We start from the raw sequence: 2,150 nt of genomic DNA, 5'->3' as shown, positions 1-2,150 counted from the left end.
GCCATCTACTGCTCTCCGCTCACATCTTCTCGGGCGAGTTGACGCCCAACAGGTCAAGTCCGTTCGCCAGCGCCTGGCGAACCGCCACCGCCAGCGCAAGCCGCGCGTTCCGCTGGGTGGCATCGTCGACGAGGATCGGCTCGCCGTCGTACCAGGCCTGGAAAGCATAGGCGAGTTCGCGCAGGTATTGCGCGATGGCGTGGGGCTCCAGCGATGCGCCGGCCGCTTCCACGACTTCCGGATAACGCGACAGTTCCACCATCAAGGCCAGCGAGCCTWCGTCGGTGAGTGCGGGCAACCCGGCGATGCCGGCCGCCTCGTCGTACGCCGCGAAGCCCTTCTCCGTCACGCGGCGCAGCAGGCTGCAGACGCGGGCATGGGCGTACTGCACGTAGAAGACGGGATTGTCCTTGCTCTGCTCGCGCGCCAGGTCGATGTCGAACGTGAGTTGCGAATCCGGCTTGCGCGCGATCAGGAACCAGCGCGTCGCGTCGGCGCCCGCTTCTTCGATGAGGTCGCGCAGCGTCAGGTAGCTGCCGGCGCGCTTGGACAGCTTCACCTCTTCGCCGCCGCGCATCACGGTGACCATCTGGTGCAGCACGTATTCCGGATAGCCCGGCGGAATGCCTTCGCCCAGCGCCTGCAGGCCGGCCTTCACCCGGGCCAGCGACCCATGATGGTCGGCGCCCAGCTCTGTGATCGCGCGCTCGTAGCCGCGCTGCCACTTGCTCAGGTGATAGGCCACGTCCGGCACGAAGTAGGTGTAGGTGCCGTCGGACTTGCGCATCACGCGGTCCTTGTCGTCGCCGAAGTCGGTCGACCTCAGCCACAGCGCGCCGCCTTCCTCGTAGGTATGGCCCGAGGCGACCAGCTTGCGCACGGTTTCCTCGACCTTCTGGTCGGCGTACAGCGAACTCTCGAGGAAGTAGCGGTCGAACGACACGCCGAACGCGGCCAGGTCCAGRTYCTGTTCGCGGCGCAGGTAGGCCACGGCGAAKCSGCGGATGGMGTCGAGGTCCTGCGGATCCCCGGCACCGGTGACCACATGGCCTTCGACCTCGACCGAATCGCCATTGAGGTAGGCCTGCGCCACGTCGGCGATGTAATCACCGCGGTAGCCGTCTTCCGGCCAGCCGTCGCTGTCCGGCCCCAGGCCGAGGGCGCGGGCCTGCGTGGACTTGGCCAGGTTGTCGATCTGCACGCCGGCATCGTTGTAATAGAACTCGCGCCTGGCGTCCCAGCCGTTGGCGGCAAGCACCCGCGCGATGCAGTCGCCGATCACGCCTGCGCGCCCGTGGCCGACGTGGAGCGGGCCGGTCGGATTGGCCGATACGTATTCCACGCCCACCGTCTTGCCCCGACCACTGTCGTTGCGGCCATAGGCGGCGCCCTGGGCGAGCGCGGTGGTGACTTCGCGCTGGTAGGCACCGGGGCTCAGGTGGAAATTGATGAAGCCCGGGCCGGCGATTTCGACCTTGGCGACGTCGTCGCTGGCCGGCAGCGCGGCGACCAGGGCGGTGGCGATCGCACGCGGGTTGCTGCGCGCCGCCTTGGCCAGCAGCATGGCGGCGTTGGTGGCGAAGTCGCCGTGCTCGCGGGTCTTGGGTCGCTCGACCACGAACTCGGGCGTGGCGGTGTCGGCGGGCAGGGTGCCGGCGGAGCGCAGGGCATCGATGCCCTGGGCGATCAAGGCGCGGAGGGAAGCTTTCACGGAGGACCGTCGTGTTGCGTGGGAACCCCCTATTCTAGTTTTTCCCGCTCCCTGCGGGGGATCGGCGCGGTTCAGCCAGCGCGCCCTCAGACCCAGCCGCGAGCCGCCATCGATTGTGGTGGTCCGTCGCCGATGACGAAATGGTCCAGCAGGCGCACGTCGACCAGCGCCAGCGCCTGTTTCAGGCGCTGCGTCACCGCACGGTCGGCGGCCGAGGGCTCGGCGCATCCGGACGGATGGTTGTGGCCGACGATGAGGGCCGTGGCATTGAGCGCCAACGCGCGCCGCGCGACCTCGCGCGGATGGACCTCGGCGCTGTCCACCGAGCCCTGGAACAGCTCCTCGAAGGCCAGCACCCGGTGGCGCGTGTCCAAGAACAGCGCGGCGAAGACCTCGTGCGGGCGGCCGCGCAGCCGGTGCGCGAAGTACCGCCCGGCGG

2 protein-coding genes are annotated in these 2,150 nt (G+C 68.9%); both read right to left on the bottom strand.

Going from position 1 to position 2,150, the window contains the following annotated elements; all coding sequences use genetic code 11:
* Positions 1 to 19 precede the first annotated feature (19 nt).
* Positions 20 to 1,711 carry an arginine--tRNA ligase gene (gene argS / locus AC04L7_RS17200; protein WP_475513511.1) on the bottom strand — a complete coding sequence of 564 codons (1,692 nt, stop codon included), beginning with the start codon at positions 1,709 to 1,711 and terminating at the stop codon, positions 20 to 22.
* A gap of 86 nt (positions 1,712 to 1,797) precedes the next feature.
* Positions 1,798 to 2,150, bottom strand: a 353-nt coding sequence (radC, locus tag AC04L7_RS17195) for a RadC family protein (protein WP_475513510.1), incomplete at its 5' end; no start/stop codon positions are given.

The organism is Pseudoxanthomonas sp. LjRoot204_2 (genome assembly GCF_056175765.1).
This window is presented reverse-complemented; position numbering and strand designations above follow the sequence as displayed.